This is a genomic window from Acidovorax sp. KPB24-03 (genome assembly GCF_057546605.1).
Genome location: NZ_BAAJYR010000151.1, coordinates 1 through 8,790, shown reverse-complemented (window position 1 = coordinate 8,790; position 8,790 = coordinate 1). Strand labels below are relative to the sequence as shown.

Annotated in this window: 7 protein-coding genes and 1 pseudogene; 6 read left to right on the top strand and 2 right to left on the bottom strand. The window is 65.6% G+C overall.

Translation table 11 applies throughout. From position 1 onward, the window contains the following. The 6 genes and pseudogenes from uvrA to AC27KI_RS15250 form a co-directional block, all read left to right on the top strand. Positions 1 to 2,913: excinuclease ABC subunit UvrA (gene uvrA, locus AC27KI_RS15275; protein ID WP_487114570.1), on the top strand; the 2,913-nt coding region annotated here is incomplete at its 5' end. Positions 2,914 to 3,103: 190 nt separating this feature from the next. Beyond that, positions 3,104 to 3,925, top strand: coding sequence for a DUF6402 family protein (locus AC27KI_RS15270; RefSeq protein WP_487114568.1), 822 nt, complete (start codon positions 3,104 to 3,106; stop codon positions 3,923 to 3,925). Then, a complete protein-coding gene (locus AC27KI_RS15265) occupies positions 3,925 to 4,329 on the top strand; it encodes a hypothetical protein (protein WP_284406551.1) in 405 nt (134 codons plus the stop codon). Before AC27KI_RS15270 ends, AC27KI_RS15265 begins: the two co-directional genes overlap by 1 nt. A gap of 20 nt (positions 4,330 to 4,349) precedes the next feature. Next, positions 4,350 to 4,772, top strand: a complete 423-nt coding sequence (locus tag AC27KI_RS15260) for a hypothetical protein (RefSeq protein ID WP_317360356.1) — start codon at positions 4,350 to 4,352, stop codon at positions 4,770 to 4,772. Next, positions 4,711 to 5,169, top strand: coding sequence for a hypothetical protein (locus tag AC27KI_RS15255; RefSeq protein ID WP_487114566.1), 459 nt, complete (start codon positions 4,711 to 4,713; stop codon positions 5,167 to 5,169). The genes AC27KI_RS15260 and AC27KI_RS15255 overlap by 62 nt, the downstream gene beginning before the upstream one ends. Positions 5,170 to 5,185: 16 nt before the next feature. Beyond that, positions 5,186 to 5,589, top strand: a pseudogene (locus AC27KI_RS15250) (hypothetical protein). Between the two features lie 26 nt (positions 5,590 to 5,615). Here the strand turns inward: AC27KI_RS15250 and AC27KI_RS15245 are convergent. Next, the gene (locus AC27KI_RS15245) at positions 5,616 to 7,079 is read right to left on the bottom strand and encodes a DUF1501 domain-containing protein (protein WP_284430598.1); all 1,464 of its coding nucleotides are present in this window, start codon (positions 7,077 to 7,079) and stop codon (positions 5,616 to 5,618) included. A gap of 38 nt (positions 7,080 to 7,117) precedes the next feature. Then, positions 7,118 to 8,790: DUF1800 domain-containing protein (locus tag AC27KI_RS15240; RefSeq protein ID WP_487114564.1), on the bottom strand; the 1,673-nt coding region annotated here is incomplete at its 5' end.

The window sequence follows — 8,790 nt, the reverse complement described above, 5'->3', positions numbered from 1 at the left end:
GGGCTGTCGGGCTCGGGCAAGTCCAGCCTGGCGTTCGACACGCTCTATGCCGAGGGCCAGCGCCGCTATGTGGAGAGCCTGTCGGCCTATGCGCGGCAGTTCCTGGGCCGGCTGGACAAGCCCGACGTGGACCTGATCGAGGGCCTGTCGCCGGCCATCTCGATCGAGCAGAAGGCCACCAGCCACAACCCGCGCTCCACCGTGGGCACGGTGACCGAGATCCACGACTACCTGCGCCTGCTGTACGCGCGCGCCGGCACGCCGTACTGCCCCTACCACGGCCTGCCGCTGGCCGCCCAGACGGTGAGCCAGATGGTGGATGCCGTGCTGGCCCTGCCCGAGGACACCCGCCTCATGGTGCTGGCCCCGGTCGCGCGCGACAAGAAGGGCGAGTTCACCGAACTCTTCGCGCAGATGCAGGCGCTGGGCTATGTGCGCTTTCGGGTGGACGGCACCATCTACGAATATGAAAGCCTGCCGCAGCTCAAGAAGACCGAAAAGCACGATGTGGACGTGGTGATCGACCGCCTGAAAGTGCGCGCCGAGATGCAGCAGCGCCTGGCCGAGAGCTTCGAGGCGGCCCTGCGCGTGGGCGGCGTGGAGGGCAACGGCCGCGTGCTGGCGCTGGAGATGGATGGCGGCCAGGAGCACCTGTTCTCCAGCAAGTTCGCCTGCCCCGTGTGCAGCTATTCGCTGGCCGAGCTGGAGCCGCGCCTGTTCTCGTTCAACTCGCCCATGGGCGCCTGCCCGGCCTGCGACGGCATCGGGCAGCAGGAGGTGTTCGATCCCGCGCGCGTGGTGGCCTTTCCCTCCTTGAGCCTGGCCAGCGGCGCCATCAAGGGCTGGGACCGGCGCAACGGCTACTACTTCGCCATGCTGGAGAGCCTCGCCAGGCACTACCGCTTCGATGTGGAGGCACCCTACGAATCGCTGCCCCCGCCGGTGCAGCAGGCCGTGCTGTACGGATCGGGCGAGGAGGAGATTGCCTTCAACTACGTGCTGGACAGCGGCGCCAACAAGGGCAAGGCCATCGTCAAGAAGCACCCCTTCGAAGGCATCCTGCCCAACATGGCGCGGCGCTACCGCGAGACCGATTCGGTGGTCGTGCGCGAAGAGCTCGCGCGCTACCGCAGCACCCAGCCCTGCCCCGAATGCCACGGCGCGCGGCTGCGGCTGGAGGCGCGCCACGTGAAGGTGGGCGAGGGCGAACAGGCCCGTGCCATCTACGAGGTGAGCCACGCCACGCTGGCCGACGCGCACGCCTGGTTCTCGCAGCTCAAGCTCACCGGCGCCAAGGCCGAGATCGCCGACAAGGTCGTGCGCGAGATCGGCACGCGCCTCACGTTCCTGAACGACGTGGGGCTGAACTACCTGAGCCTGGACCGCAGCGCCGAGACGCTCTCGGGCGGCGAGGCCCAGCGCATCCGCCTGGCCAGCCAGATCGGCTCGGGCCTGACCGGCGTCATGTACGTGCTCGACGAGCCCAGCATCGGCCTGCACCAGCGCGACAACGACCGCCTGATCGCCACCTTGCAGCACCTGCGCGACATCGGCAACAGCGTGATCGTGGTCGAGCACGACGAGGACATGATGCGCGCCGCCGACCACGTGATCGACATGGGCCCCGGCGCCGGCGTGCATGGCGGCCGCGTGATGGCGCAGGGCACCTACGACGCGGTGCGCGGCCATCCCGATTCGCTCACGGGCCAGTACCTGTCGGGCACGCTGTCCATCCCCGTTCCCCCGCGCCGCACGCCGTGGCTGCCCGTGATGGAGGGCACCCCCACGGCCCCCGAAGCGGCGAGGAAGGGCAAATCGCGCTTCCCCGAAACCGAGGCCAGCAAGCGCCGCGCGGAGCAGCGCGCCGAGCGCCAGGCCGAGCACCGCGCCACCCAGGGCCGGCTGCAGGCCCTGCGCGTGGTTGGCGCCACGGGCCACAGCCTGAAGAACGTGAGCGTGGAGTTCCCCGTGGGCCTGCTCACCTGCGTGACCGGCGTCTCGGGCTCGGGCAAGAGCACGCTCGTCAACGACACGCTGTATGCCGCCGTGGCGCGCCAGCTCTACCGCGCGCACGACGAGCCCGCGCCGCATGAGGCCATCGAGGGCATGGAGTATTTCGACAAGGTCATCAACGTCGACCAAAGCCCCATCGGCCGCACGCCGCGCAGCAACCCCGCCACCTACACCGGCCTGTTCACGCCCATCCGCGAACTGATGGCCGAGGTGAACACCGCCAAGGAACGTGGCTACGGGCCCGGGCGCTTTTCCTTCAACGTGGCCGGCGGCCGCTGCGAGGCCTGCCAGGGCGACGGCGTGGTGAAGGTGGAGATGCACTTTCTGCCCGACGTGTACGTGCCCTGCGACATCTGCCACGGCCAGCGCTACAACCGCGAGACGCTCGAAGTCCTGTGGAAGGGCAAGAACATCGCGCAGATCCTCGACCTCACGGTGGAAGACGCCTTCGCCTTCTTCAAGGACGTGCCGACCATCGCTCGCAAGCTGCAGACGCTGCTGGACGTGGGCCTGTCGTACATCCGCCTGGGCCAGGCCGCCACCACGCTCTCGGGCGGCGAGGCCCAGCGCGTGAAGCTCGCGCAGGAATTGAGCAAGCGCGACACCGGCCGCACGCTCTACATCCTGGACGAGCCCACCACCGGCCTGCACTTCGCTGACATCGACCTGCTGCTCAAGGTGCTGCACCAGCTGCGCGACGCGGGCAACACCATCGTCGTGATCGAGCACAACCTGGACGTCATCAAGACGGCCGACTGGATCATCGACATGGGCCCCGAGGGCGGCGCCGGTGGCGGCACCGTGGTGGGTGAGGGAACGCCCGAAGACCTGGCCGCCAACCCGGCCAGCCACACCGGGCGGTACCTGGCGCGCTACCTGCCGTCCACAGCGCAGGGCTGATCGATAGTTACGTTACTTTCGGTGGCAAATCCGTTGCCCCGAACCGCGCCGTGCGCCGGTTTTTACCCCCAGAATCCGCGGTTCTAAAAACAACCGAAGACGGAACGGGGAGGTCCCATGAACAAGGGCATGGTCCAAGTGGACCAGGAGCGCCTGCGCGCGCAACTGGAGAAAAAAACTGCCGCCCAAGGTGCGGCTTTTTCAACTGGATGACATCCCGGGGGTGATGCGCTCGCGCATGGGGTGGCCAGTGGCGGCGGCGTTGATGGAGCGGTGGTTTCGGGGGGCAGGGTATGAGATGCCTGAGTACATGAAACAAGGGCGCGCCCCTTACAAGGCGACGACGCTTGGCAGCATGCAATTGGAAGAAGGTGTCGTGACCATGGGGTGGGCGCTGGGCTTTGCTCGCGTGCGTGCTGCGTTGGCCAAGCTGCAAGTGAATTGGGCCACTCCCGCTGGCCTTCGTCAGTTGCAAAAGCGTGCGGACGATTGGATTGGAATTCGAAGCCCGCAAGGTTGGAGACTGGGCAATCTTGCGCAATCCGCAAAAATGCTGGATGAGACTTGCCAAGTGAATTTCCTCACCTTTGGCCGGATGAGCGATCCTCTGGATGATTTATACGGAGCCATGGGCGAGGCTACCCTCAAGGTGGCCGTTTCAGGATGGGTCACCCGACAAGGGACGGGTAGAACCGCAGTCGCAATCGACGAACTGGGCTTTTATTTGCGCGACTCTTACGACTTCAGCGACGGAAACCAGGCTTTCCTATCCCAGCCATTGGGCTTCTGGGGATACGGCGGTGTCAGCCGCGTGCATCCACCGGGCGGGCAGGTTTCAATTTCTGAGCAATGGTCACATGAGAGCGAGGCCAAAGCGCGTGGTCACACTTACCTTGTGCAGAACGAAGACTTTCGCAAATGGCGAGCAAAGCATGGGCGCGGCGGCGACTTCATCGTCCTGTCCGATGTGCACCGTGTGCGCCTTCCTTTTCCGATCAAGCTGGAATGGTGATGAAACTGTCAGATCTTCGTAAAGTCCCTTGTATCGTTTGGTGCCTTGCACTGAATGCGATTATTTTTTTGGTCTGGTACGCGGCGACCCCCACTTTTTTCGATAGTGAGAACAGTCCTCACCGCGTTTACCGCCTTGAGTTCTACAAGGCATCAATCGTCCAGCGTGTCATCCATTACGACTACAAGATGCCTTATGTGGTGCGTCTTTACCGGGTTAATTCCAGGACATTGCTCGGTGAAAGCGAAGTGGTCGATCTCTGGATGAATGGCGAGACCAGTTGGCATTTGGATGCGCCGGTAGCCACTAACAAAGTTTACGTAGGGCGGGATGTGTTCTTCAACAACATTCCTTCCGAATGCACGGACCCTACTTTGCCACCAGATTGCCCTGCCAAGAAGTGAAGCAGATCAATGCCGGACCCATGATTTTCTCTTGTAGAGATGGTGAAAAACCTGTTTTCAATAGAGGCTCTTGCTTCGTCCGGTGCTTGGCGGTGACGGCCCTCTTTGTCATGGCTTGGTACGCCATGACGCCCACATTTTTCGACAGCGAAAACAGCCCGCATCGCGTTTACCGCCTGGAGTTCCATAAAGCATCTCCCTTGCAAAGAATCGCCCATCTCGATTTCAAGATGCCCTATGTCGTGCGCTTGTACAAAATCGAGCCCAAGACGCTGCTGGGTGAAAGCGAGGTGGTCGATCTCTGGCTGAACGGCGAAATCACGTGGTATCTGAATTCTTCGGTGGACCGGAACGAAGTGCGCGTCGGCAGGGATGTCTTGTTTGAAAAAATCCCAGCGGAATGCACACCTGCGTCACCGTTGGTCAGTTGTCCCAAGCCTTGATGCGCCCTTTGAAAAAAATCCCGTGTGTCGTGTGGTGCCTGATGCTGGGTGGTTGTGTTGTTTTGGGGTGCGCGCCACTTCCCCTACGTTCCTGTACAGCTACAACAGTCCTCATGAAATCTATCGCCTTGAGTTCCATCGGGCATCGATCCTGCAGCGCATCGTCCACCACGATTTCAGGATGCCTTTCGTCGTCCGGCTATATCGCGTTTCGCCCAAAACGCTGTTGCGAGAAAGTGAAGTCGTGGACCTTCAAGGTGGTGGGCAGTTCGACTGGCACCTTGATCCACCAGTCGCTACCAACAAGGTGTATGTAGGCAATGAAGTGGTGTTTGAGGGCATCCCCTCGGAATGTGGCGACCCACCGCTTGCCAGTGGGTGTCCCGCCAAGCCTTGATGAAAGCGCGCCGGCCGTGAGCGAAACTGTGCAAATCAGGAAAACCACCCTCGGATGGGGTTCGGCCTTGGCAGCCCTTGCTGCTTTCGCTTGGTATGCCTCAACACCGACTTTTTCGACAGCGAAAACAGTCCGCATCGGGTTTACCGACTGGAGTTCTACAAAGCATCGATCCTCCAGCGCGTCTTTCACCACGACTACAAGATGCCTTACGTGGTGCGTTTGTACCGCGTGGATTCCAGAACTTTGCTGGGTGAAAGCAGCGTGGTCGATCTATGGCTGAATGGAGAGACCTACTGGTATCTGGACCCGCCGATGGACATGAAGAGAGTACGCGTGGGGCGCGATGTGCTTTTCGAAAACATCCCCTCCGAATGCACGGACCCGACACGGCCACCGGATTGCGGCCCCAACAACTAATGCTTGCTAACCCACCGCGCCACCCATCACCCCAAGAATCCCAGATTCACCGGATACGCCGCTCCCCCGAAATTCCCCAGCCTCGGCAGCACACCGGTCATCTCGGTGTTCGCCACCCCGAACCACCGCGCCATCGTGGCCGCGTACTGGTCCACGGCGGTGCTGGGCAGCAGGCGGCCCTGGCCCACGTGCCACTGGTCTTCGCTGCCGCTGCCGTTGCCCACGCTGATGGGTGGCGGCGTGCCGTAGAAGGCCGCGCCGCGCACGGCGCCGCCGACCACGAAATGGTGGCTGCCCCAGCCGTGGTCGGAGCCGTCGCCGTTGGACGTGAGCGTGCGCCCGAAGTCCGATGCGGTGAAGGCGGTCACCTTGTCGGCCACGCCCAGCTCCACGGTGGCGTTGTAGAACGCGGTCATGGCGCTGCTCACGCGGTCCATCAGCACGGCCTGGCCCGAAACCAGGTTGTCGTGCAGGTCGAACCCGCCCATTGACACGAAGAACACCTGCCGCCGCGTGCCCAGCGCGCCGCGCGCCGCGATCAGCCGCGCCACCACCTTGAGCTGGTCGGCCAGGGGGTTGCCCGTCGGGAACGCGGTGGACACGCCCGCGCCCGCCAGCGCGGCGGAGATCTGCCCTTCCGAGCCGATGGAGCGCTGCGTTACGCGCGCGTATTCGGCCTCCATCGCGTGGGCGCTGGCAGCCTGCACCAGCTCGCTCAGCACGCCGCGCACGGCGCTCGATCCATAGACGTTGTTCTTGACCCCGTTGATGGGCACGGCGCCGCTGGTGCTGATCTGGTATTGCAGCGCCTGGTCGCCCGAGAGGAACACCGCGTTGCCGCTGGCCGAGATGCAGGTGAACAGCGAGTTGGTGTTGGCCGACAGGGCGAGGTCGCCCAGGTTGCCGCCCCAGCCCACGGTGGAGCCTTCGGCGCCCTGCGATTGCCACACCGACTGCTGGTCGTTGTGCGAAAAGAGCTTCGGGGGCAGCGGGTAGGTGCGGCGGTCGGCGCTGGCGTACTGCGCCCGCGTGAGCGGCACCACCAGCGGCCCCACGTTGAGCTGCACCGCCGCGCGCCCGCTGTTGAAGAGGCCGGCCATGCCGGTCATGGCGGGGTGCAGCGCGTACTGCAGGCCGCCCGCGAGGGCGCTGGCCGGCTGCAGCACGGTGCCGCCCAGCGCACTGCGCCCGAGCGCGATGCCGCCTGCGGCACCGTCCGCGCCGCCGCCGCGGATGGTGGCGTACTGGGCGTAGCGCGCGCTGTCGTAGGGCACGACGGTGTTGGCGTAGTCGTTGCCACCGTACAGGAAGACACACACCAGCGCCTTGTAGTCGTTGGCTTCGAACGCCGCGGCCTCGCCTAAAGCGGCGAGGTTGAGGGCGAACGGCAGCGCGGTGCCGGTGGCGGCCAGCTGGGCCGAGCGCCGCAGGAAGGCGCGGCGCGTGTGGCGGGCCGGGTCGATGAAGGGGGTGGACGGGTTCGTGGGCATGGGCGTGTTCCGTAGGCGTGTCCGTGGGGCAGGGGCGGTCACTTCTGCACGAGGTATTCGGGGCTGGCCATCACCAGCAGCACGGCCGCGGCGACGCGGTTGAGCTGCACGGCGGCGGTGCTGCTCGCCGTGACGGGCGTGGTGTTCAGCGCGGCCACGATGCGGCCCTGCGTGGCGGCGGACACCTGGCCCGCCGACAGCAGCAGCGCTGCCTTGCGCACCAGGGCCGTGGCGTCGGCCACCAGCGGCAGCAGGTTGGCGTAGGTGCAGGCGATGTCGAAGCCGTTGCTCGCGTTGCTGGCGTTTTGCGGCAGGTCGGGCGCGTTCACGAAGATGCCGTTGCGGATGGCGTTCTGCATGAAGTTCAGGTAGCCGCTCACGCTGGTTTCGTTGACGATCTGGAACTCCGGCGCGACCTGGCCGTTGGCGGCCATGGCGGTGGCCGGCGGCACGTAGCCGGGGCGAAAGAAGTTGAACACCGACCCCGCGCGCATCGGGCTTTGCCCCAGGCGCGTGGCGGGGTCGCTCAGGTCGCCGATCTTCCAGCTGCCCTGCGCGGAGCGCAGCCCGAAGGTGCGGCCCCATTGCACGAAGCGCACCATGGGCTCGCGCAGGCGGCCGAACTGAGGGTTCGCCAGCCCCGTGGCGCTGCGTGCTTCGGTGTCGAGCAGCACGGCGGCCACCACCGCGCGCAGGTCGCCCCGGGTGCCGCTGCCGTTGTTGGCGAACGCCGCCGCCACGCGCGCCACGTAGGCGGGGCTGGGGTTGCTGGTCACCAGGCGCTGGATGAGCTGGCGGCCGATGAAGGGGCCGACGTTGGGGTGGTTGAAGAGGGTGTCCAGCGCCGTCTTGAGCGCCGCCTCGCCGGGCGTGCCGGCCCCGACGGTGGTGCCCAGGAACGTGGCGGCCAGCGTGGAATGCCGGCTGGCGGTCAGCACCATCGGCAGCCGGGCCTGCTGCGGGCTGGGCACGGTGCTGGTGCCCACGGTGGTGGGCTGGTTCTGGCTGCGGTCGTAGTCGTAGCCGGTGAACACGCGCGCCAGGTTGCTCACGTCGGCGGCGGTGTAGGTCTCCAGCCGGTTGCCGCTGCCGTCGCGCTGCTCGGTGCCGTCGGCGTTGAGCTGGTACAGGCCCAGCGTGAACAGCTGCATCACTTCGCGGGCGTAGTTCTCGTCGGGCTGGCGGCCGGTGCGGGCGTCTTCCTTCTGGTTGCCGCGCGTGTTCAGGTACACGCCCATGGCCGGGTTCAGCGTCACGGCCTCCAGCAGCGCGCGGAAGTTGCCGAGCGCGTGCGTGTTCAGCACGTCCCAGTAGCCGGCGGCCAGGAAGGCGTTCCAGGTCTGGTCCAGGCCGTTGACCGAGACCACCATGATCTCCGACAGGGCCAGCGCCACGCGCTTGCGCACCGCGTCGCCCGCGGTGAACAGCTGGTTCCACAGCATGAAGTCGGCCGGGTAGGCCGCGTTGTAGAAGCGCGTGTCGGCATTGGCCACGCCGTAGCCGCGCTGGGTGAGCCAGTCGGTGCCCGTCGTGCCGATGGGCTGGGCGAACTGGTTGGCCAGCCAGGCGGCGTAGCCCTGGCCGCGCACCTCGGCGATGGATTCGTCGGTGGCCGAGAACTGCGCCTGCAGCAGAAACCGCGCGGCCTCCTCGTCGGTGGCCGGGGCGTTCACGGCCCCCGTGCCGCCGCCCGAGGGCGCCGGGCTGGGGG